The sequence below is a fragment of the Halomonas sp. H33-56 genome (assembly GCF_040147035.1).
GTDB lineage: Bacteria > Pseudomonadota > Gammaproteobacteria > Pseudomonadales > Halomonadaceae > Halomonas > Halomonas litopenaei.
Window position 1 is genome coordinate 1,066,730 of record NZ_JAMSHP010000001.1, and the last position, 22,533, is coordinate 1,089,262.

The 22,533-nt window shown below is 63.5% G+C and carries 19 protein-coding genes; 12 read left to right on the plus strand and 7 right to left on the minus strand.

The genetic code is table 11. The features are described from left to right. Window positions 1–248: 248 nt before the first annotated feature. The 3 genes from asd to rsgA form a co-directional block, all read right to left on the minus strand. The gene (gene asd, locus NFH98_RS04830) at window positions 249–1,148 is read right to left on the minus strand and encodes an archaetidylserine decarboxylase (RefSeq protein WP_349622299.1); all 900 of its coding nucleotides are present in this window, start codon (window positions 1,146–1,148) and stop codon (window positions 249–251) included. A gap of 148 nt (window positions 1,149–1,296) precedes the next feature. Continuing rightward, the gene (locus tag NFH98_RS04835) at window positions 1,297–2,127 is read right to left on the minus strand and encodes a sulfurtransferase (RefSeq protein WP_045993089.1); all 831 of its coding nucleotides are present in this window, start codon (window positions 2,125–2,127) and stop codon (window positions 1,297–1,299) included. 90 nt (window positions 2,128–2,217) lie between these two features. After that, window positions 2,218–3,249, minus strand: a complete 1,032-nt coding sequence (gene rsgA, locus NFH98_RS04840) for a small ribosomal subunit biogenesis GTPase RsgA (protein ID WP_213227717.1) — start codon at window positions 3,247–3,249, stop codon at window positions 2,218–2,220. 92 nt (window positions 3,250–3,341) lie between these two features. On the opposite strand from rsgA, the gene orn reads away from it, so the two are divergent. After that, on the plus strand, window positions 3,342–3,953 hold the full coding sequence (gene orn, locus NFH98_RS04845) for an oligoribonuclease (protein ID WP_348827681.1): 612 nt from the start codon (window positions 3,342–3,344) through the stop codon (window positions 3,951–3,953). A 65-nt stretch (window positions 3,954–4,018) separates the two neighbouring features. On the opposite strand, the gene queG is transcribed toward orn, so the two are convergent. After that, window positions 4,019–5,119, minus strand: a complete 1,101-nt coding sequence (gene queG, locus NFH98_RS04850) for a tRNA epoxyqueuosine(34) reductase QueG (protein WP_045993091.1) — start codon at window positions 5,117–5,119, stop codon at window positions 4,019–4,021. 130 nt (window positions 5,120–5,249) lie between these two features. On the opposite strand from queG, the gene NFH98_RS04855 reads away from it, so the two are divergent. The 11 genes from NFH98_RS04855 (at window position 5,250) to NFH98_RS04905 (ending at window position 18,795) form a co-directional block, all read left to right on the plus strand. After that, window positions 5,250–6,800, plus strand: a complete 1,551-nt coding sequence (locus NFH98_RS04855) for an NAD(P)H-hydrate dehydratase (protein ID WP_306168859.1) — start codon at window positions 5,250–5,252, stop codon at window positions 6,798–6,800. Next, window positions 6,781–7,287 carry a tRNA (adenosine(37)-N6)-threonylcarbamoyltransferase complex ATPase subunit type 1 TsaE gene (gene tsaE / locus NFH98_RS04860; RefSeq protein WP_222515538.1) on the plus strand — a complete coding sequence of 169 codons (507 nt, stop codon included), beginning with the start codon at window positions 6,781–6,783 and terminating at the stop codon, window positions 7,285–7,287. Before NFH98_RS04855 ends, tsaE begins: the two co-directional genes overlap by 20 nt. Window positions 7,288–7,307: 20 nt before the next feature. Next, window positions 7,308–8,744 carry an N-acetylmuramoyl-L-alanine amidase gene (locus NFH98_RS04865; RefSeq protein ID WP_108131638.1) on the plus strand — a complete coding sequence of 479 codons (1,437 nt, stop codon included), beginning with the start codon at window positions 7,308–7,310 and terminating at the stop codon, window positions 8,742–8,744. Continuing rightward, window positions 8,741–10,843, plus strand: coding sequence for a DNA mismatch repair endonuclease MutL (gene mutL / locus NFH98_RS04870; protein WP_349622300.1), 2,103 nt, complete (start codon window positions 8,741–8,743; stop codon window positions 10,841–10,843). The genes NFH98_RS04865 and mutL overlap by 4 nt, the downstream gene beginning before the upstream one ends. Next, complete coding sequence (gene miaA, locus NFH98_RS04875) at window positions 10,843–11,820, plus strand: tRNA (adenosine(37)-N6)-dimethylallyltransferase MiaA (protein WP_045993120.1); 978 nt, start codon at window positions 10,843–10,845, stop codon at window positions 11,818–11,820. Before mutL ends, miaA begins: the two co-directional genes overlap by 1 nt. A 132-nt stretch (window positions 11,821–11,952) precedes the next feature. Then, window positions 11,953–12,198, plus strand: a complete 246-nt coding sequence (gene hfq, locus NFH98_RS04880) for an RNA chaperone Hfq (protein WP_045993095.1) — start codon at window positions 11,953–11,955, stop codon at window positions 12,196–12,198. An 18-nt stretch (window positions 12,199–12,216) separates the two neighbouring features. Further along, the gene (gene hflX / locus NFH98_RS04885; protein ID WP_045993096.1) at window positions 12,217–13,533 is read left to right on the plus strand and encodes a ribosome rescue GTPase HflX; all 1,317 of its coding nucleotides are present in this window, start codon (window positions 12,217–12,219) and stop codon (window positions 13,531–13,533) included. 253 nt (window positions 13,534–13,786) lie between these two features. Next, window positions 13,787–15,031, plus strand: coding sequence for an FtsH protease activity modulator HflK (hflK, locus tag NFH98_RS04890; RefSeq protein ID WP_108131457.1), 1,245 nt, complete (start codon window positions 13,787–13,789; stop codon window positions 15,029–15,031). Next, entirely contained in the window at window positions 15,032–15,934 is a 903-nt protein-coding gene (gene hflC, locus NFH98_RS04895) for a protease modulator HflC (RefSeq protein WP_045993098.1), read from the plus strand. It abuts the gene before it with no gap. 273 nt (window positions 15,935–16,207) lie between these two features. Beyond that, window positions 16,208–17,389 carry an ATP phosphoribosyltransferase regulatory subunit gene (locus tag NFH98_RS04900; protein ID WP_045993099.1) on the plus strand — a complete coding sequence of 394 codons (1,182 nt, stop codon included), beginning with the start codon at window positions 16,208–16,210 and terminating at the stop codon, window positions 17,387–17,389. A 110-nt stretch (window positions 17,390–17,499) separates the two neighbouring features. Beyond that, entirely contained in the window at window positions 17,500–18,795 is a 1,296-nt protein-coding gene (locus tag NFH98_RS04905) for an adenylosuccinate synthase (protein WP_045993100.1), read from the plus strand. A gap of 108 nt (window positions 18,796–18,903) precedes the next feature. Here NFH98_RS04905 and NFH98_RS04910 read toward each other — a convergent pair whose 3' ends face one another. The 3 genes from NFH98_RS04910 to NFH98_RS04920 form a co-directional block, all read right to left on the minus strand. Continuing rightward, on the minus strand, window positions 18,904–19,338 hold the full coding sequence (locus NFH98_RS04910; RefSeq protein WP_108131458.1) for a hypothetical protein: 435 nt from the start codon (window positions 19,336–19,338) through the stop codon (window positions 18,904–18,906). Window positions 19,339–20,245: 907 nt separating this feature from the next. After that, complete coding sequence (locus tag NFH98_RS04915; RefSeq protein WP_124802598.1) at window positions 20,246–21,193, minus strand: tetratricopeptide repeat protein; 948 nt, start codon at window positions 21,191–21,193, stop codon at window positions 20,246–20,248. Between the two features lie 392 nt (window positions 21,194–21,585). Then, window positions 21,586–22,533: a tetratricopeptide repeat protein gene (locus NFH98_RS04920; RefSeq protein ID WP_124802596.1), complete on the minus strand. Its 948-nt coding sequence runs from the start codon at window positions 22,531–22,533 to the stop codon at window positions 21,586–21,588.

A 22,533-nucleotide genomic window follows, 5' to 3' on the forward strand; every position in this document is an offset into this window, starting at 1 on the left:
GCCGGCGTACATCTCCAGAGCTTGCTTTCTTTCCCCTCGGTGTCTTGCTGTGTTCGTTCAGTTGTTCAGTTGTTCAGTCGTTCAGTCGTTCAGTCGTTCAGTCGTTCAGTCGTTCAGTCGATTGGGCGGAAGGCTCTGTGGGGGCTTGGCACAGACGCGAAAGGGGCGGCCACCGCCGCCCCTTTCAATAGTGTTGTCATGCCTAAGGCGTTGTCTTGCCACCGGCGTTGCCGACACGCCTTGGCGCTTCAGTCCGCGCTGGCGGTCGCTTCGCCGTCTGCCGTCGCCGGTGCTGCGCTGGTTCCCGGCTCGCCGCCCAGGCGTTGGCCCATGCTCACCGCGACGGGGCTGCCGGCCTTGCCGCTCAAGGCATCGAAGTCGACCTTTTCGGCGAAGGCCATGACCACGGTGGAGCCGAGCTTGAAGCGGCCCATCTCGGCGCCCTTGGCGAGGTGAATCGGGCGATCGAAGCGGACACGCTCGACCCGACCGGACTGCGGTGTCACCTGGCCGGCCCACACCGTTTCAATGGCGGCGACGATCATCGCACCCACCAGCACCAGCACCATGGGGCCGTGTTCGGTCTCGAAGTGGCACACCAGCCGCTCGTTGCGGGCGAACAGGCCCGGGACGTGGCGGGTGGTGGCGTCGTTGACCGAGAACAGGCGCCCGGGCACGTAGACCATCTCGGTCAGGGTGCCGGCAAGCGGCATATGCACCCGGTGGTAGTCCTTGGGCGACAGGTAGACGGTGGCGAAGCTGCCGCTCTGGTAGCGGGTGGCCGCCCTGGGGTCGCCGCCGAGCAGTTCGGTCATGCTGAAGCGATGGCCCTTGGCCTGGACCAGCCGGCCATGGTCGATGGCGCCCCATTGGGACAGGGTGCCGTCGGCGGGACACAACAGGCCGTCTTCCAGCGGGCGGGCGCCGGCCGCCAGCGCCCGGGTGAAGAAGGCGTTGAAACTCGGGTAGACCCTGGGGTCCGGTTCCACCGCCTGGCTCATGTCGACCTTGAAGCGCTTGATGAAGGCGCGGATCAACAGGTTCTTGAGCCAGCCGATACGGCAGTCGGCAAGCAGGCCGACCAGGCGCGACAGCAGGTGGTGGGGGATGGGGTACTGGATCAGGGAAAACAGCTTGGCGAGGGTCACGAAGGGACGATCTCCGGGTGGTCAATGACGCGCACGCGGCCTCACGGCCGCGCCGCTGGTGCAATCAAGTGCCCTAGGCTCAGTCCGAAAAGTCGACGAGCGCAGATACTTTTCAGACAAGCCCTAGATGGGCAGAGGGACAAGGGGGTCAGTGTTCGATGGGGGTATCGTCGCGATTGCCCCACTCCTTCCACGAGCCCGGGTAGGCACGCATGCGTTCGAACCCCAGTGCCTTGCCTACCAGCCAGGTGAAGCCGCTGCGATGATGGGTCTGGCAGTGAGTGACCACTTCCATATCCGGGGTGATACCCATGGCACCCAGCTCGGTGATCAGCTCGGCGTAGTCACGCAGGCGAAGTGAGCGTTCACGGTCCATGGCGTCGGTCCACTCCATGTTGACCGCTCCGGGCAGGTGGCCGAGGTGCCGGTTCTGGCCCTTGTTGCCATCGAACTCGTCGACGGAGCGGGCATCCCAGATGGCGAAGTTGTCGCTGCCCAGGCGCTCTTCAAGCTCGAGTCGGTCGATCGCGACCTCGGGATTGAGGACCTCGGCCTGGTAGTCCGAGGGCTTCGGCGCATGGTCTTCGGTGGACTGGGGCAGCCCCTCGTCACGCCAGGCGTGAATGCCGCCATTCAGGTAGGAATAGCGCTTGTGGCCAATCAACTCCAGCGTCCACAGCAGGCGCCCGGCCCAGCCGCCGCCCTCATCATCGTAGGCGACCACGTGGGTGTCCCGGGTCAGGCCCAGCGACGAGAACAGCTGTGACAGGGCCTCTTCATCGGGGACGTCGTTGGGGACGTCGCCGGAACCTTTCAGCAGACGACGATGGTCGAGAAAGATCGCGCCGGGCACATGGCCCTCGGCGTAGCTTTCCGCCTTCAGCGGCACGTCGATCACCAGGATGTCCTCGTGATCCAGCACGCCGGCGAGTTCCTCGGGCTCGGCGATCAAGGGCAACAGATTGTCTTCTGAGCTCATGGTTCTCTCCTGGCGGATCCACACGGATGAAAGGGGCGGGCGCTGTGTCTGGCGCCTGGCACTTCGCGAGGGGACGCTACTGGCGTTTCCCTATTGGCTATCCAGACTATCGACGATACGACGATAACTGGCAAAGCGTTCCGGGTGAATCGCCCCCTCGTCGATGGCGTCGAGAATGGCGCAGCCCGGCTCCTGCCGGTGGCGGCAGTCGCGGAAGCGACACAGGCCGAGGTAAGGGGCGAATTCGATAAAGCCCTCGGTGACCTCGCGCTCTGTCAGGTGAGTGAGGCCAAACTCGCGGATGCCGGGGGAGTCGATCAGCTCGCCCGAGGCCAGACTCTCGTCCGGTGCGGGCAGGTGGTAGAGCTGGGCGGTGGTGGTGGTGTGGCGACCCTTGCGCGAGTCCTCCGACAGCGCGCCGATGCGCAACTGTTCGTCGGGCAGCAGGCGGTCGATCAGTGAGGACTTGCCGACCCCGGACTGGCCGACGAACACCGAGGTGCGGTCGGCGAGCTGGGCGTAGAGGGCGTCGAGTCCGCCGTCGACCTCGGTGGAGGTGGCCACCACCTGGTAGCCGATGCCGCGGTAGCGATCGAGCAGCCCGCGCAGTTCGCCGCCCTCGTCGGGCAGCAGGTCGGTCTTGTTGAGTACCAGCACCGGGGTGATGCCGGTGGCCTCGGCCGCCACCAGGTAGCGATCGATCAGGCCGGCGTGGGGCTCGGGTTCCACCGCGAAGACGATCAGTATCTGGTCGATATTGGCCGCCACGGGCTTGAGTAGCCCGCGCATATCCGGGCGTTCGAGCACATTGTCGCGCTCGCCTCGGGCCACCACCACGCCGCTGCCGTCCTCGCCGGCCCGCCAGATGACGCGGTCTCCGGTGACCAGGCCCTCGAGGTTGGCGCGCAGATGGCAGCGGGTGGGCGTCTCGCCGGCACGGCTGGCGACGTCCAGGGTCCGTCCGAAGTGAGCGATCACTCGGCCGTCTCGCTCGGCGCCGTATTCGCCGGCGGCAAGCTTTTCGTCGTCCTGGCCGGCCTTTCTGGCGGCGCGCTCGGCGCGTTCGGCCTGGATCTTCTCGATGCGCCAGCGCTGCTGGCGGCTCAACTTGCGTTTGCTCATGAGCACCCGATGGTCGGTACAATGGTCGGCATTGTACCTACACGCACGGCCCCTGTCCCGACAAGGGCCACCGCCTGATCAAGGAAGCGACGATGTCCGATGCCAGCGCCAGCCCCGACGATACCCTCAACCCGCGTCCTGACGATGCCAAGACCGGCCCGCGAAACGACGCCCTGATCTGGATCGACCTGGAGATGACCGGGCTCGACCCGGAGCGTGAACGCATCATCGAGGTGGCCACCCTGGTCACCGACGGCGAGCTCAATGTCATCGCCGAGGGGCCGGTGATCGCGGTTCACCAGAGCGACGCATTGTTGTCCGGCATGGATGAGTGGAATACCCGTACCCACGGCAATTCCGGGCTGGTCGAGCGGGTGCGCAAGAGCCAGATCGATACCCGCGAGGCCGAGCGCAGGACGCTCGAGTTTCTCTCAGCCCATGTGGCCCGGGGAACCTCGCCGATGTGCGGCAACTCGATCCACCAGGACCGGCGCTTTCTGGAGCGCGAGATGCCCGAGCTGTGGGCGTTTTTCCACTACCGCAATCTCGACGTCTCGACCTTGAAGGAGCTGGCCAAGCGCTGGAATCCCCAGGCGCTGGAGGGCTTTTCCAAGCGCAACGTGCACCTGGCCATGGACGACATCAAGGAATCCATCGCCGAACTCGCGCACTATCGCAAGACGTTCCTCAAGGCTGGGGAATAGTCAGCAGTTGACGCCAGGTTCGAGGCGAGGGGCGCGTTCAGCTTGAGGCGCTCGGCTCGACACGCTCAAGCAGAGGTGATCAGCTCGGCGCGCCGCTGGCGCTGGCGGGCGAGCGCCCAGCGTACGTGCTCGCGCACCAGCTCGGAGGGATAGGCCAGGCGGGTGAGCAGGGCGCGTTCGATGGCGGCGCTCCAGGGGGCGTTACCGAGCCCCACCGCCAGGTTGCGCAGCCAGCGTTCGTAGCCGATACGCCGAATCGGGCTGCCGGCGGTGCGCTCGAGAAACTCCTCCTCGCTCCAGCCGAACAGGGTCAGCAGCTCTACCCGGTCGAGATCGTGGCGCGGCGCGAAGTCAGGTTCGCTGCTTGCCCGTGTGAAGCGGGTGAAGGGGCACACCAACTGGCAATCGTCGCAGCCGAACACCCGATTGCCCATGGCCTCGCGATAGCGCTCGGGAATGGCGCCGAACAGCTCGATGGTCAGGTAGGAAATGCAGGCGCGGGCGTCGACCACCTTGTCCTCGACGATGGCGCCGGTGGGGCAGGCGGTGCGGCAGGCGCTGCAGCTGCCACAGTGTTCCTGCTCGAATGGCTCGTCCACCGGCAGCGGCAGGTCGGTGTAAAGCTCACCGAGAAAGAACATCGAGCCGGCTCTGGGGTTGAGCAGCATGGCGTTCTTGCCGAACCAGCCGATACCGGCCTTGCGCGCCAGGCCGCGCTCCATCACCGGGGCCGAGTCGACGAAGGCGCGGTAGCCGAAGTCCCCGACTTCCGCCTCGATGGTCTTTGCCAGGCGCTGTAGCCGCTTGCGCATCAGCTTGTGGTAGTCACGCCCGGTGGCATAGCGTGACACATAGGCGCGGCTGGGCTGTCCCAGCACCTTGGTGGTCTCCACCTCCGGCGGCAGATAGTCCAGGCGCACACTGATGACCCTGATGGTGCCGGGTTCGAGCTCGGCCGGACGGGTGCGTTTGGTGCCGTGCTTGGCCATGAAGCCCATCTCGCCGTGGAAACCTGCCTCCAGCCAGCGCTCGAGATGGGCCTCATCGTCGCTCAAGTCGACGTCAGTGATGCCGACCTGCTGGAAGCCGAGCTCCCGCCCCCAGGTGCGGATGCGCGCCGCCAGGTCGTTGAAGTCGACGTCGGTGGACGGGGACGATGCAGACATAAATGAGGACATACCCGGCAAATGGCAAGACAGCCCGGCTCTGCGCTTGGCGCGAGAGGAGAAGGGCTTAGACTTCATAGGGAAGGAAGTGACCGCCATGGTAGACCATCACGATCGAAGGGAGAACCGCATGGACATCTTGGACGGCGGCGTGATTGAGCCAGGACAGACTCCGTTGTACACCGCCGAGCAGGTGCGCGAGCTGGACCGACGGGCGATCGCCGGCGAGAGCGACGGCTTCGCCCTGATGCACCGGGCCTCCGGCGTCGCCTGGCGCTGGCTGAAGGCGCGCTGGCCGGCGACCAAGTCGCTGACGGTGTTCTGCGGTGGCGGCAACAACGGCGGCGACGGCCATGTGCTGGCAGCGCTGGCCGCGACCGAAGGGCGCCAGGTGCAGCGCATTTCCCTGACCCCGCGTGAACGCTTGAAGGGTGACGCCTTGCGCGCGGCCGAGATGGCCGATGACGCCGGGGTCGGCTTTATCGAATGGCGAGAAGGATTGCGCGTGGAGGGAGACGTGGTGGTCGATGCCATGCTCGGCACCGGCTTTGCCGGCGACCTGCGTCCGACCTACGCCGCGGCCATCGCCGCCATCAATGAAAGCCGGTGTCCGGTGCTGGCGGTGGATATTCCCTCGGGCATCACCGCCGACGGCGGCGCCGAGCCCAGCATGGCGGTCAGGGCGGTGATGACGGTGACCTTCATCGCCGACAAGCTGGGACTGCACACCGGGCGTGGCGCCGCCCTGGCCGGCGAGGTGGTGGTGGAATCACTGGGGGTGGACGCCCTGGCCCATGACGATATCACGCCCACCGCCTGGCGCCTGCAGTCGAGCCTGGTGAACCTGGCGTTGCCTCCGCGTGAGCGCGACATGCACAAGGGCGCCGCCGGATTCGCCGGCATCTTCGGTGGCGCACCCGGGTTCGGCGGGGCGGCGCTGCTGGCGGCAGAGGCCTGCGCCAGGGTGGGCGCTGGCCGAGTGCTGCTGGCCACCGCGCCGGAACACGTCGGCGCCAGTCTGGTGCGCTGCCCCGAGGTCATGGCGCGTGGGGTGACCCATGCCAGCGAACTCGATGAGCTGCTCGATCGCCTTAGTGTGCTCGCCGTGGGGCCAGGGCTTGGCCAGGGGAGCTGGGGCCAGTCGGTATTGCAGACCGCGCTGAAGCGCTCGATTCCGCTGGTGCTGGACGCCGATGCCCTCAACCTGCTGGTCAGCCGTTTTGCCGATCAGCGACGTGACGACTGGATCCTGACCCCCCACCCGGGAGAAGCGGCACGCCTGCTCGAGACCAGCGTGGCCGAGGTCGAGGCGGACCGCCCCGGTGCCGCGCGCGCCCTGCAGCAACGCTGGGGCGGGGTGATCGTGCTCAAGGGGGCCGGAACGTTGATCGCGGGTCCCGAGGGCCTGGCGCTGTGTCCTTTCGGCAACCCGGGCATGGCCAGCGGCGGCATGGGCGATACCCTGACCGGTGTGCTGGCGGGCCTGATGGCCCAGGGCCAGGCCCCGGGCTGGTCACTGGAACGTACCGCGCGGCTGGGCGTGCTGGTACACGCCCTGGCCGGTGACATGGCGGCGAGAGAGGGCGGTGAGCGTGGTCTGTTGGCCAGCGATCTGGCATCCTGTGCACGAAAATTAGTCAATCCGACGATGGGCGAGGAAGATGCAGCTGCGACTCGATGATGAAGACCGCCAGGTCGCACTGGGGGAGTGCCTGGGACGGGCCTTGCAAGGACGAGGACGCGTCCACCTGTCGGGAGAGCTTGGGGCCGGCAAGACCACCCTGGCTCGCGGTGTGTTGCGCGCCTACGGCCATCAAGGTGCGGTGAAGAGTCCTACCTATACCCTGGTGGAGCCCTACGAGCTTTCGCTGGACGGGGAGCCGGTCACGCTGCACCACTTCGACCTCTACCGCCTGGGCGATCCCGAGGAGCTTGAGTTCATCGGTGGGCGCGATCTGCTCGCCGAGGGGCATCTGTGCCTGGTGGAGTGGGCCGAGCGCGGCGAGGGCTGGCTGACGCCGCCGGATCTCGAGGTAGCGCTAAGCCACGCCGAGACAGAAGGGCGCGAGGCGCGCATCAGCGCCGCCACGACCCTGGGCGAAGCGCTGCTGACACGCCTGGAAGACGAAGTCTCCCGCGATCAACGACTGGCGGGAGGCAAGGCATGAGGCGTCGCCTTCCGGCCCGTATGGGTGCTGGTCTATTGACGTTGGTGGCCACACTGGGCCTTACGCTTTCGAGCCTTGCCCAGGCCGCCAGCGTGGACAACATGCGCCTGTGGGCCGCGCCGGATCACTCGCGGCTGGTGTTCGACCTGTCGGCGCCGGCCACCGCCAACGTCTTCGAGCTCGACAACCCGCGCCGGTTGGTCATCGATCTCAGTGGCACCAGCCTGGCCGCCGATCCTGCCAGCATGGACCTGTCCAACAGCGCCATCAGCTCGGTTCGAACCGGCGTGCGCGATGGCGGCGACCTGCGCGTGGTGCTCGAACTCAGCCGTGCCATCGAGCCGCGTCACTTCTCGTTGGCGCCCAACAACCAGTACGGCGATCGTCTGGTGGTGGATCTGGAGTACCCCGGCGAGAGCGCGGTGGAAGACCCCATCGATCCCATCGAGTCGATGATCCGTGAGCAGGAGATCGCCGCCGAGCGGGCCAAGACCGTGGCGGTGGCCGAGGGCCGTGACCCGGTGGAGGCAGCTCCGGTGATCGACACCGCTCAGCCCCATCCCAAGCGCGACATCATCATCGCCGTGGATGCTGGGCACGGTGGCGAGGACCCCGGCGCGCTGGGCCCGAGCGGTACCCGCGAGAAGGACGTGGTGCTGCAGATGGCCGATCGCCTGGCGCGCATGATCAACGATTCCCCCGGCTTCAAGGCGGTGTTGATCCGCGACGGCGACTACTACGTCGGGCTGCGTCAGCGCACCCTGATCGCCCGCGAGCAGAAGGCCGACTTCTTCGTCTCCATTCACGCCGACGCCTTCAACAGTCCGCGTCCCCACGGCAGCTCGGTGTTCGCGCTGTCCCAGAGCGGAGCCACCTCGGAGACCGCCAAGTGGCTGGCGGCCAGCGAGAACCGCTCGGATCTGATCGGCGGGGTCGACGGCAACCTGTCGCTGGACGACAAGGACCAGGTGCTCAGGGGCGTGCTGCTGGACCTGACCATGACCGCGACCCTCAATGACTCCCTGACCATCGGCGATGAGGTGCTCAGTCGCATCGGACGCATCAACGACCTGCACAAGCCCAGGGTCGAGCAGGCCGGCTTCGTGGTGCTGAAGTCTCCGGACATTCCTTCGCTGCTGGTGGAGACGGGCTTTATCTCCAACCCCGAGGAAGAGCGACGACTCAAGGACGGCGGCTACCAGCAGCGGATGATGAGCGCCGTGTTCGGCGGCATCCGCTCGCACTTCGAGCGCAACCCACCACCGGCAAGCCTGCTGGCCTGGCAGCGCGATCAGGGGCGGTCCACCGCTACCAACGAGTATCGCATCCAGCCAGGCGACACCCTGTCCGCCATCGCCTCGCGTCACGGCGTGGCGCTCAGCGCGCTCAAGCAGGTCAACGAGCTGTCGGGGGACGTCATTCGCGTCGGCCAGGTGTTGAGGATTCCCAGTTCATGAGTGATATCCCGTGTGAGAGCGAGCCTGGCGTCCAGGTGTCACAGCGCCGCTCGATCAAGATTCTCGACCCCCGGCTGGCCAACCAGATCGCCGCCGGCGAGGTGGTGGAGCGCCCGGCCTCGGTGGTCAAGGAGCTGATCGAGAACGCCATCGACGCCGGCAGCACCCGCATCGAGGTGGACATCGAGTCCGGCGGTGCCCGGTTGATCCGGATCCGTGACGATGGCTCCGGCATTGGCGAGGAGGACCTGCCGCTGGCGCTGTCACGACACGCCACCAGCAAGATCCTGTCGCTGGAGGAGCTCGAGGGCGTCGCCAGCCTCGGCTTTCGCGGCGAGGCGCTGGCCTCGATCAGCTCGGTGTCGCGACTGGAACTGACCTCCAACGTCGAGCAGGACCCTCAGGGCGGCTGGCGGGTGGTGGCCGAAGGGCGGCGCATGGAGCCCCGCGTCACGCCGGCACCCCATCCTCGTGGCACCTCGGTGGCGGTGCGTGATCTGTTTTTCAACACTCCGGCCCGGCGCAAGTTCCTGCGTACCGAAAAGACCGAGTTCAACCATGTCGAGGAGGCCTTTCGGCGCCAGGCGCTGTCGCGCTTCGACATCGGCTGGACCCTTCGCCACAACCAGAAGACCATTCACCAGTTGCCGGTGGCACGGGATGACCACGCGGTGGAGCGACGTCTCGCCTCGCTGCTGGGCAAGAACTTCCTGGACAATGCCCTGACCCTGGACATCGCCACCGGCAGCCTGCGCCTGTGGGGCTGGGTGGGACTACCGACCCACTCCCGCGCCCAGGCCGACCAGCAGTACTTCTTCGTCAATGGCAGGGTGGTGCGCGACCGGCTGGTGGCCCACGCCATCCGCCAGGCCTACCGCGATGTGCTGTTCAATGGTCGCCACCCGGTATTCGTGCTCTATCTGGACGTGGACCCCACGGTGGTGGACGTCAATGTTCACCCGACCAAGCACGAGGTGCGCTTTCGCGACGGGCGCATGGTCCACGACTTCCTGTTCTCGAGCCTGCACCGGGCGCTGGGCGAGGCCCGCGCAGGGCATCAGGATGGTCAGTCTTCGCAGCAGCAGGCGAGCATCCAGAGTGATGGCCTCGACGTCGACCCCGAGACCGGCGAGATCCGCGAACCGCCCCCCCAGGGCGGGAATCCCGGCCAACACCCGTCCCGGCAACAGCCTTCCTGGCAGCAGCAGCCGATGGCGCTGCACCCGCGCCGCGACGAGGGCGAGGGCGGTGTCACCCCGGACCGGGTGCGCGCCTTCATGGACGGCTACCGCAAGCTGCACCCGGACCACGAAGACAGCCTGCTGACGCCGCAGCCAGGAGGCCCTGGCGCCGGCGGTCTGGCCGCCGGCACGGCCCAGGCCGAGCGCCATAGCCCCACGCCGAGAACCTGGCCCGGCGCCGCTGGCGCGGCTAGTGAGTCCCCTGCCGGGGTCGGCGGCGCATCGCTCACCTCGTCGACGCTTGAGGTGATGCCGGAAGACGACGCCACCCAGGCGCCGCCACTGGGCTACGCCATCGCCCAGTTGCACGGCATCTACATTCTGGCCCAGAGCGCCCAGGGGCTGGTGCTGGTGGACATGCACGCGGCCCACGAACGGATCGTCTACGAGCGCATGAAGACCCAGGTCCACGGTGGCGCGCTGGACGCCCAGCCGCTGCTGGTACCGGTGTCGCTGGCGGTCAGCGCCGCCGAGGTCGAGACCGCCGAGCGCGAGCGCGAAGCCTTCACCCGGCTTGGTGTCGAACTCGATGCCGCCGGTCCAGAGACCCTGCTGGTGCGCCAGGTGCCGGCGCTGCTGGCCGATGCCGATGTGGAACCGCTGGTGCGCGAGATGCTCTCGGACCTGGAGCGCTACGGCCGCTCCGATCGCATCGAGGCCCACATCAACGAGTTGCTGTCGACCATGGCCTGCCACGGCAGCGTACGCGCCAATCGCCAGTTGACCATTGCCGAGATGAACGCGTTGCTGCGCGACATGGAGCGCACCGAGCGCAGCGGCCAGTGCAACCATGGCCGCCCCACCTGGACCCAGATGAGCCTCAAGGATCTGGACCGGCTGTTTCTGCGAGGGCAATGATGGCGCCGACAGACGCTCCGGCCGCGGCCACGCCGCCTGCGCAGGACGACCGACCGCTGGCGCTGCTGCTGATGGGCCCCACGGCGGCGGGCAAGACCGATCTTGCCATCGAGATCCGCGAGCGCCTGGGTGGCGAGATCATCAGCGTCGATTCGGCGATGATCTATCGCGGCATGGACATCGGCTCGGCCAAGCCCTCGGCCGAGGAACTCGCCCGGGCGCCCCATCGACTGATCGATATCCGTGATCCGGCCCAGGCCTACTCGGCGGCAGAGTTTCGCGACGATGCCCTGGCCGAGATGCACGATATCGCCGCCAGTGGTCGGCTGCCGCTGCTGGTCGGTGGCACCATGATGTACTACAAGCGCCTGGTCGAGGGGGTCGCCAACCTGCCCTCGGCGGACAGCGCCGTGCGTGAACGCCTGTCCCGCCAGGCCGAGCAGGACGGCCTCGAGGCGTTGCATCGGCGCCTGGGCGAGGTCGATCCCGAGTCGGCCGCGCGCATTCACCCCAATGATCCTCAGCGCCTGATGCGGGCGCTGGAAGTGTTCGAGCTGTCCGGGCGGCCGATGAGCGAGCTGTGGAATGAGCAGCGTCGTGAAACCTTTCCCTTTCGTCTGCTGTCCATAGGGCTCGCTCCCGCCGAGCGCTCCGTGCTGCACGAGAGAATCGCCAGGCGCTTCACCGCCATGCTGGACGGCGGATTTCTCGATGAAGTGGCGGCGCTCAAGGCGCGTGGCGATTTGACGCTGTCGCTGCCATCGATGAAGAGCGTGGGCTATCGTCAGGCATGGCAGTACCTGGATGGCGAGTTTGATCGTGAGACGTTCATTCATCGTGGCGTGGTGGCGACGCGTCAGTTGGCCAAGCGGCAGCTGACCTGGATGCGTAGCTGGCCTGCGCTGACCTGGGTGGACCCGTTGGCGGCCGACCCCGCCGAGCGCCTCGTGAAACTCGTGCGCGAAGCGGGGACTTAGCGTAAGATAACGAGTTCGTGCGACCACTTGCAGGGTCCCGCCGAACAACCGAATACCTGTCGCCCGCCGTCTTGAAGACCTCGGCGGGCGGCACCATAACCTAAAACCCTAAGACACTTCAGGGAGAGCAACATGTCCAAAGGGCAGTCCCTTCAAGACCCGTACCTGAACATTCTGCGCAAGGAGCGCATTCCGGTATCGATTTTCCTGGTCAACGGCATCAAGCTGCAGGGCCAGATCGAATCCTTTGACCAATTTGTCATCCTGCTGCGCAACACCGTCAGCCAGATGGTCTACAAGCACGCCATCTCCACGGTGGTGCCGTCACGCAATGTGCGTCTGCCGGCCCAGGATCCCGCTGCGCAGCCGGAGAGCTGATATTTCGTGAGGTATTGATTGTTTTTTGAACGTCCCGACGCCGGTGAAACGGCGGTACTCGTCCATATCGACTTTCAGGACGAGAAGGAGCGCGAAGATCCCGGTGAGTTCCACGAGCTGGTGAGGTCGGCGGGTGCCGAACCCGCAACCCTCGTGACCGGCTCGCGGCAACGACCCGACCCCAGGAGTTTCGTGGGGTCGGGCAAGCTCGAGGAAATCGGCGAGGCCCTGGCGGTACACAAGGCCGAGCTGGTGATCTTCAACCACGCGCTCAGTCCTTCCCAGGAACGCAACGTCGAGCAGACGCTGAAGTGTCGTGTGCTCGATCGTACGGGCCTGATTCTGGATATCTTCGCCCAGCGGGCGCGGACTCACGAGGGCAAGCTGCAGGTGGAGCTGGCCCAGCTCGAGTACATGTCCACGCGCCTGGTGCGAGGCTGGACCCACCTGGAACGCCAGAAGGGCGGTATCGGCCTGCGCGGTCCGGGTGAAACCCAGCTCGAGACCGACCGCCGCCTGCTGCGTGCGCGCATCAAGTCGATCCACAAGCGCCTGGACAAGGTGCGTAGCCAGCGCAGCCAGAATCGCCGCGCCCGCTCGCGTGCCGAGATCCCCAGCGTCTCGCTGGTGGGCTACACCAACGCCGGCAAGTCAACGCTTTTCAACAGCTTGACGGCGTCTGAGGTCTATGCGGCGGACCAGCTCTTCGCTACTCTCGACCCTACGCTGCGGCGTCTTGAGGTCGAGGACGTGGGGCCGGTGGTGCTGGCGGACACGGTGGGCTTTATCCGCCACCTGCCGCACAAGCTGGTGGAGGCGTTCCGTGCCACCCTGCAGGAGGCCGCCGAGGCCAGCCTGCTGGTGCATGTGATCGACTCAGCGGATCCTGATCGTGAGCTCAACGTCACCCAGGTGGAGGCGGTGCTCGACGAGATCGGCGCGCTGGACGTGCCGACGCTCAAGGTGATGAACAAGATCGACCTGTTCGACAGTTCGCCACGCATCGAGCGCGACGAGCACGGGGTACCGCAGACGGTGTGGCTGTCGGCGCAGAAGGGGCTGGGGCTGGACCTGCTGACCCAGGCCCTGACCGAGCGGCTGGCGGAAGACATCATCGACTTCTCGCTGACCCTGACGCCGGAGCAGGGCAAGCTGCGCGCGGCGCTGCATGAGCTGAATGCCGTGCGCGACGAGTCCTTCGACGAGGACGGCCAGACGCAGCTGGATGTGCGTCTGCCGCGTCGTGACTTCAATCAGTTGATGGCACGCCTTGGCGAGCGTGCCGCCGATTACCTTCCCGTCGCGCTGCAGGAACGCGACGTCTGGGAAGCCTGAACCGACCCGCCTGACGGGTCGGCAAGAGCGTCGCCCGGATGGCGACGCCACAAGGAAAGCACTGAAGAAATGTCGCGAGCGACGACAGTTCGGTCGCCGCCGGAGCGCAAAGGTCGGAGTTGACACAGGGTCAAATGAGAACCTTGAGCACCGCCGGCGGCCGAGATGCCGAGCGCAGCAATGTATGCAGTGTTTTCCAAGGATCGCAATCGATGCGCCTCGTCTAGGCGGGGGCACAGAGTGGAGACGACGTATGGCCTGGAATGAGCCTGGTGGCGGCAACGGCAACCAGCACGACCCCTGGAGTGGCGGGGGGCGCCGTGGCGGTAATGGGGGCGGTGGCAACCGCGGTGGCGACAATCAGGGTCCCCCCGACCTCGATGAGGCCCTGAAGAAGTTTCAGGACAAGCTCAATGGCATGCTCGGCGGCCGCGGCGGCAAGCGCGGCGGTGGCAAGGGTGGCGGCAAGGGCGGTGGCAATCGCCCGCGCAATACCTTCGCCTTGCCGGGACTGTTGATCATCATCGGTCTCGCCGTATGGGCGGCCAGCGGCTTCTATCTGGTCGACCAGTCGGAGCGTGGCGTCGTACTGCGCTTCGGCAAGTTCCAGGAAGTCGTCACCCCGGGTCTGCAGTGGAATCCGCCGCTGATCGACGACGTGCGCATGGTCAACGTTACCCGCGTGCGTTCGGTCAGCCAGACCCAGTCGATGCTGACCCAGGACGAGAACATCGTCTCGGTCGAGATCTCGGCCCAGTACCAGGTGGCAGCGCCGCGTGACTACGTGCTTAACGTGCGTGATCCCGAGCTGTCGCTGGAAAACGCCCTCGACTCGGCGCTGCGTCACGTGGTCGGTGGCACCGACATGATCGACATCCTGACCTCGGGTCGTGAGATCCTCGGCAGTGCCGTGACCAGCCGTCTGCAGACCTACCTGGACAACTACGGTACCGGTATCCGTCTGGTGACCCTGAACGTCGAGTCCACCTCGCCGCCCGATGCGGTGCAGGATGCCTTCGATGACGTCATCCGTGCCCGCGAGGATCGTCAGCGCACGATCAACCAGGCCATGGCCTACGCCAACGCCATCATCCCGGCGGCTCAGGGTCAGGCGCAGCGTATCGTCGAGCAGGGCCAGGGTTACCGCGAATCAGTGGTCGCCGAGGCGCGTGGTCAGGCCAACCGCTTCACCGCACTGCTGACCCAGTATCGCAATGCCCCCGAGGTGATGCGCGAGCGTCTCTACCTCGACGCCATCTCCGAGGTGCTCGGCCAGACCAACAAGGTACTGGTGGACGTCGATCAGGATGGCCCCTTGATGGTGCTGCCGATGGACCGTATCGGCCGTGGTCTGGGCACGTCCACCGCTGCCGACGCCGAGAATCAGCTCGATCCGCAGGTGCTGGAGCGCATCCGTGCCGAGTCCGCCAACGCGGCCTCCAATTCAAGCTCGAACCGCAACGGTCGTGACACCGGTATTCAGCGGGAGGGTCGCTAAATGATCAATAATCGATCCCTGCTCATCGTCGGCGGCCTGGCCGCCGCCGCCTGGCTGGCCAGCAACAGCCTCTACGTGGTCGACGAGACCGAGCGTGCGGTCAAGCTGCGCTTCGGTGAGATCATCGAGGAAAATATCCAGCCGGGCCTGCACGTCAAGGTGCCGATCACCCAGACCATTCGCAAGTTCGACACCCGGGTGCTGACACTGGATACCGACGCCAGCCGCTACCTGACCCAGGAGCAGAAGGCGGTGATCGTGGACTCCTACGTCAAGTGGCAGGTGGTCAACCCCACTCGCTACTACGAGGCCACGGCCGGCGACGAACTGATGGCGGTTCGCCTGATCCAGCCGCGGGTCGACGAGAGCCTGCGTAACGAGTTCGGCCAGTTGAACCTGCAGCAGATCATCTCCGAGAAGCGTGACGAGCTGATGTCCGGCCCCACCGAGGAGCTCGACAAGCTGATGCGCGAAGAGATCGGGGTGGCCATCCTCGACGTGCGGGTCAAGCGTATCGACCTGCCCGAGGACGTGTCCTCGGCGGTGTACGATCGCATGCGCTCCGAGCGTGAGCGTGAGGCCCGCGAGTGGCGTGCCCAGGGCCAGGAGGAGTCCGAGCGGATTCGCGCCAACGCCGATCGCCGCCGTCAGGTACTGCTGGCCCAGGCCAACGAGCGTGCCGAGACCCTGCGTGGTGAGGGTGACGCCGAGGCCGCCGGTATCTACTCCGACGCCTACGAGGGCGATACCGAGTTCTATCGCTTCTGGCGTAGCCTCAACGCCTATCGCGACTCCTTCGGTGCCGGCGAGGGCAACATGATGGTGCTGGATCCCTCCAGCGACTTCTTCCGTTACCTCAAGAGCGCCGATCCCCAGGGAGCTGGCAGCCAGCCCCAGGGCTAGCGGTGGCCCCTGGCCGCCGACCGCAAGGGCGAATGCTGCCCTTGCGGGGTTCAACTGGCGGCCAAACGTGATAGAATCGGTAAACCGGGCGTGGCCCGGTTTTTTTGTGGCCGTCATTCCCGACATCGTTCCGTCCGACGCATTCGCCAGCACGCCAGAAGTTCCGAGACCGCTCCAAGATGAGTTCCCGGATTTCACCAGTGCGCGAGGTTTTGCGTGCGCGCGGACCAGGCCCACCGTCTAAGCAAGATATCGACCAAGCAGGATATCGACATGACCATCGCTGACCGCTGGCTCCTGCCCGACGGCATGGACGAGGTGCTGCCACCTCAGGCCAGTCGTATGGAGGAGCTGCGCCGGGCGCTGCTCGACCTCTTCCATCTCTGGGGTTACGACCAGGTGATGCCGCCCCCGGTGGAGTTTCTCGACTCCCTGCTGACCGGCACCGGCACCGATCTCGACCTTCAGACCTTCAAGCTCACCGACCAGCTCACCGGGCGCATGATGGGGGTGACCGCCGACGTCACGCCGCAGGTGGCGCGCATCGATGCCCACTCGCTCAAGCGCGAAGGGCCGGTGCGTCTGTGCTACTGCACCAATGTGCTGCGAGCCAAGGCCGACAAGCATCAGGGCGGGCGCAGCCCGGTCCAGGTCGGTGTCGAGCTGTTCGGCAGCGCCAGCCTGGCGGCGGATCTCGAGATCCTGCGCCTGGCGCTGGAGAGCCTCTCGGCCTCCGGCGCCGGCGAGGTGCACCTGGCGCTTGGCCATGTCGGCATCTACCGCAACCTGGTCGAGGTCGCCGAGCTCGACGCCGAGGCCGAATACGCCATCTCCGCGGCGCTGGCGCTGAAGTCGCCGGGGCAGCTAGAGGCAGAGGTGTCCAGGGCGGTAAGCGATCCCGCTCTGGCGGCCATGTTCCGCACCCTGGGCGAGTTGCACGGCGGCCCCGAGGTGCTCGACCAGGCCCGTGAGGCCTTTGCCGAGGCGCCCCAGGCGGTCAACGACGCCCTGGACAAACTGTGCGAGCTGTATCAGGGCGTGCATCGCGAACACCCCGAGGTGGCCTGCTACTTTGACCTGGCCGAGCTGCGCGGCTATCAGTACCACACTGGCATGATGTTCGCCGCCTACGTGCCGGGGTACGGTCAAGCCCTGGCCAAGGGCGGGCGCTACGACGACACCGGCCGTGCCTTCGGTCGCGCCAGGCCAGCTACCGGCTTCTCGATGGATCTGAAGCTGTTGGCGACGCTGGCCTCCAGCGAGGCCGCCAGCGACAGCGTCTGGGCGCCGGCGGAAGGTGACGCCGAGGGCCTCGACGAGGCGGTTCAGGCCTTGAGGCGTCAGGGGCGCCGGGTGATCCAGGGACTGCCCGGCCAGCGCGCGGCGGGACACGGCTGCAGCGAGCAGCTGGTGGCCCGAGACCAGCGCTGGGTGCTCGAACCGCTGGCGACATGATCCGATCGGCAGTGCCTGGCACTGCCTGGCAAGCAATACCGGGGCGCCGGGGCGTGGCGCTTTAATCGACTGTGGCGCCAAGGCGCAACCAAGAAGAGACGAGAACTGCAATGGGCAAGAACGTAGTCGTACTGGGTACCCAATGGGGCGATGAAGGCAAGGGCAAGGTCGTCGACCTGCTGACCGAGTCCGCCTCCGCCGTGGTGCGTTTTCAGGGCGGTCACAATGCCGGCCACACCCTGGTCATCGACGGTGAAAAGACCGTCCTGCACCTGATTCCGTCCGGCGTGCTGCGCGAGGACAAGACCTGCGTCATCGGCAACGGCGTGGTGCTGTCGCCGGAGGCGCTGATCAAGGAAATCCGCGAGCTCGAGAGCAAGGGCGTGCCGGTGCGCCAGCGCCTGCGCCTGTCGCCGGCCTGTCCGCTGATCCTCGACTACCACGTGCGCCTGGATCAGGCTCGCGAGAAGGCTCGTGGCATCGCCAAGATCGGCACCACCGGTCGCGGCATCGGTCCGGCCTACGAAGACAAGGTCGCCCGCCGCGGCCTGCGCCTGGGCGATATGCTCCATCGTGAGCGCTTCGCCTCCAAGCTGGGCGAGGTGCTGGACTACCACAACTTCGTGCTGACCAAGTACCACGGCGAAGAGCCGGTGGACTTCCAGGCGACCCTGGAAAGCGCCATGGAGATGGCCGAAGAGCTGCGTCCGATGGTCACCGACACCGTGAGCCTGGTCCACGACCTGCGCAAGGGTGGCGAGAACATCCTGTTCGAAGGCGCCCAGGGCTCGCTGCTGGACATCGACCACGGTACCTACCCCTACGTCACCAGCTCCAACACCACCGCCGGCGGCACCGCTACCGGTTCAGGCGTCGGCCCGCTGTATCTGGACTACGTGCTGGGTATCACCAAGGCCTACACCACCCGTGTCGGCTCTGGTCCGTTCCCCACCGAGCTGTTCGACGAGCACGGCCGTCACCTGGCAGAGAAGGGCCACGAGTTCGGTGCCACCACCGGTCGCGCCCGTCGTTGCGGCTGGTTCGATGCCGTGGCGCTGCGTCACGCGGTGCAGATCAACTCGGTATCCGGCATCTGCCTGACCAAGCTCGACGTACTGGACGGCCTCGAGAACATCCGTGTCTGCGTGGGCTATCGCAGCAAGGACGGTGAAGTGCTCGACAACCCGGTGGACTCCGAAGGCTACGAGGCCATCGAGCCGGTCTACCAGGACCTGCCGGGCTGGAGCGAGTCGACTCTGGGCGTCAAGCGCGTCGAGGACCTGCCCAACGCCGCCCGCGCCTACATCAGCTTCCTCGAGGAGCAGGTCGGCACCTCCATCGACATCATCTCCACCGGCCCGGACCGCAACGAGACCATCGTCCTGCGCAATCCCTTCGGTGACTGATCGTCAGGTCGCCTGACCCAAGCGACGGGCGCAACAGAAAAGGCCGGCAGTGATGCCGGCTTTTTGCGCTCTATCGATAACCGTCACCGATTCCCTTTGCTGGTGAATTTACGGCGGCACTCCATCGAGAGCCTCGTGTGATTTTCTGTATACGCGCCCCAAAGCAAGCAGAATGACGCCAAGCAAAGCGACGCCGATCATTATCGAGAAGCCGGAGAGATAGTCGCTGAAATAATCGAAAGCGCTTGTGTCCATAACGTTTGAAAGCTCTTCCGATCGCTTGAACGATATCAATAGAAAAGTAATAAAGACATTGACTGCCTGCCCTGATAGTAGCGTGATGCCTGACAATGTCATCCAGTTTGACCCAGGGTATACCACCAGGCCAAGTAACAGGAATCCTGCCAGAGGTATGCAATATTCCCCCATTACTTCAAACTTTACATTCCCGGTTTCTGGGACATCGAAGAAGGCCAGCAGGCCCACTGTATATACAAAAAAGGCGCAGATCGTTAGAAAGAGAATACCAAATAATTTTCTCATGATGATACCGTCATGAGACAAGAGAATTGAAATAGATATTGGCTTTTTGACGATATAGGAAAAAGGTAGATATTATAAAAAACAACAATAATAAATTTGTTATTGATTTGTCGAAGTTAATGAAAAACAAAAACAGAAGAGTTAAGCCGTGCCAGAATACAAAGATATTTCTCCCTCTTTTTAGACGAGCGAATATCATCGTTGCTGTATATAGTAGCATAGTAGCATTAACGGTTAGTAATAATGACTGCATTCCCCTAGGCAGCCCAATCATATGCATTTTTATGGTAAAGTCGATGCTTTCATAGCCTCTCATCATTAACCCAAATTGTACTGTGGAAAATATCATCAGGGCGCAGCAGATGATTGATATGGAAATAGGACGTTTAGGCATTACACACTCCTTTGTGTAGTTTACTTCCTGTAATAAGTTACGGCTAGTTTATCAAGGCTCCTTTTTTTCTGAGTGAACTTCACATATGTAAGGTAGACAGCATACCTCTATATCAAGTGTCGAAGCGTCCCCAAAAACTGGATGTGTGGTAGTACCGGGTCAGGGAAACGAACATATAAAACGAAGAAATAGCATTCTTGCTACTTGTAGCTACCATCCGGCTGGTGCTCCAGGCCACTCTGTTCTTCTTCGATGGAGTCGTAGGGCAGTACCTGGCCTTGCTCATCGCGAACGCCCTATCGGCAGCGGGTCACCCAGCAGGAGACAGCTCGCGCAGCGTATACGGTGAGGGTTGAGGGCAAGCCGCTTTCTTGGAACGGTGAACAAAGCACCGCGTTCGATGATCTCCGCGCCAACGAAGACGGTGGTTGTTCTTACGGTGACATAGAGAGTTGCCCCCGAAGAACCGCCGGTTGGCGGTACCGGTGGAAGGTCTCTGAAGTGTCGTCAGTGTCACTTAAAACTGCCGTCGGGTTGATACTCAAGTCCATAGTAACTTGGTACGAAAACTCCGTGTTCCTCTTGCCACTCGCGTGAAAGGCGAATGGCTTCCTGAACCTGCTCAGGAGTCATTATTGCCTCAAGGCGGCGTTTGTCTGGCGCTCCAGCAGGATCCTGGAGGTCGTAGTACTTATATGCTTGAACCAGATCTACCTCGGTGCCGATGCCATGTTCGTAGTAGTTGGCAAGGCCTCGGTGGCTCAGAAATCCATTAAAAGGCATATCTTCCGCGCGTTTTAGCCACTCAAAGGCTGTTTGTTCATCTTTAGGGACACCAGTTCCTTCTCGGTAGATGCCGGCAAGCTGGGTGGCGGACTCGGCATCACCCTGTTCGGCGGCTTCGGTAAACCAGATTTTCGCCTGCTGGATATCTTCATCCACCAGGTCCCGAGGATCGGCGCCACGGTAGGCATGGCCAAGATCTTTCTGGGAAAGAATATAGCCTTTCTCCGCCGATGCTTGGAGATAGGCCAGGGCAAGTGGTTTGTTGACTTGTGTGCCAATTCCCTTGTAGTAGACGGTGAAGAGAGAGTAACCGGCATCTATAACGCCAAGCCTCCATGCCTCTTGAAGTAACTTCGTGCCTTCGCTCGTATCAGGCTGCCGCTCGAATCCTATGATCTGACCAAAGTAAACAAGACCCAATAGGAAGGTGGCTTCGCCATCTCCGTTGCTGGCTCTCTCTTTAATTTGATCTTCTGTTATGTTACTGAAGTGGTCCCAGTATGATTTGTTTTGGGGTGTGTTTAAAGTAAAGTATGGCGTTCCTTCCATTTTGACAATGGTTGTGGTCTGAGATTTTATAAAGCTTAAAGTGGAGGCGTTATCACAGCCCGAAATGCTGGCTATTGTCAGAAGAGATAAAACAAAAGTTGCTAGGCGCAGTTGAATGTGTGGCACGGTTATATTCTCATCGTGAATGCCCCGGAATTGGCGCCGACTGGACTATCTAAGTTTAGGTGTGGTGCTCAACAACCCTTTTCACCCTTACGCCCTTGAACACCAGCTCCAGGCCATTCTGTTCTTCTTCCATGGAGTCGTAGGGCAGTACCTGGCCTTGCTCATCGCGAACGCCATATCGGCAGCGGGTCACACAGCAGGAGACAGCTCGCGCAGCGTATACGGTGAGGGTTGAGGGCAAGCCGCTTTCTTGGAACGGTGAACAAAGCACCGCGTTCGATGATCTCCGCGCCAACGAAGACGGTGGTGGTTCTTACGGTGACATAGAGAGCTGCCCCCGAAGAACCGCCGGTTGGCGGTACCGGTGGAAGGTCTCTTAAGTGTCGTCAGTGTCACTTAAAACTGCCGTCGGGTTGATACTCAAGTCCATAGTAACTTGGTACGAAAACACCGTGTTCCTCTTGCCACTCGCGTGAAAGGCGAATGGCTTCCTGAACCTGCTCCGGTGTCATCATTGCCTCGAGGCGGCGTTTATCTGGCGCTCCAGCAGGATCTTCAAGGTCGTAGTATTTGTAGGCCTGTACCAGATCTACTTCGGTGCCGATGCCCTGTTCGTAGTACATGGCAAGGCCGCTATGGCTGATACGTCCCTCAAACGGCATGGTTTCCGCGCGTTTCAACCAATCGAAGGCCGCTTGTTCATCTTTAGGAACACCAAGACCTTTCCGGTAGATCCCGGCTAACTGGGTGGCGGACTCGGCATCACCCTGTTCGGCGGCTTTGGTAAACCAGGTTCGCGCCTGCTGGATATTTTCCTCCACCAAGCCCCGAGGATTGGAGCCTCGGTAAGCGTGGCCCAGCTTCCTCTGGGAGAGAATATAGCCCCTCTCCGCCGATGCCTGGAGATAGGCGAGGGCAAGCGGCCTATTGACTGGGGAGCCAATTCCCCTGTAGTAGACAGTGAAGAGAGAATATCCGGCATCTATAACCCCAAGTCTCCATGCCTCTTGAAGTAGCTGCGTGCCTTCGCTTGTATTTGGCTGCCGCTCGAACCCTATGATCTGACCAAAGTTAACAAGGCCCAATAGAAAGGTGGCCTCGCCATCTGCATTCCGACTTCTTTCTTTCATTTGATCTTCTGTTATGTTGTTGAAGTAGTCCCAGTAAGATTTGTTTTGGGGTGAGTTTGATATAAAATAAGGTTTTCCTTCCATTTCGACAATAGTTGTGGTGTGAAGTTTTATAAAGCTTAAAGTGGAGGCGTCATCACAGCCCGAAATGCTGGCTATCATCAGAAGAGATAAAATCAAGATTTCTAGGCGTTGATGAATGTATAGCAC